Raw genomic sequence first — 334 nt, forward strand, 5'->3', positions numbered from 1 at the left:
GTAGCCAACAGCTACCAATATAATATCTTTTTTAAATTGTTTTCCTTTAAAATAGTTCATGCATCATGCTCCTGGGATCATTTTTCTTATATGGTAACTTCACTTAAAAAACTTTGCAACAGAACCAACAAATCAATGCCGTATTGACTGGATGGGTAAACTACTTCCGGGTTGGGAATTCTAGCCGAGCTTTCAGTGAAGTACGTGATTATACGGAGATGAAAATTCGCACGCTATTAACGAGAAGGAAACGACGACGAAAGCGTAGCATCGGATGGCAGAGATGGAGTAACGAATATCTCTATGGTGTACTGGGGCTTTACTGGGACTGGAA

1 pseudogene is annotated in these 334 nt (G+C 40.1%); it reads left to right on the forward strand.

Going from position 1 to position 334, the window contains the following annotated elements:
• Positions 1-125 precede the first annotated feature (125 nt).
• A pseudogene (locus AAIE21_RS29415) lies at positions 126-334 on the forward strand (group II intron maturase-specific domain-containing protein); the annotation flags it as partial.

The organism is Paenibacillus sp. 102 (assembly GCF_039549175.1).
Classification (GTDB): Bacteria; Bacillota; Bacilli; order Bacillales; family Bacillaceae_G; genus Bacillus_A.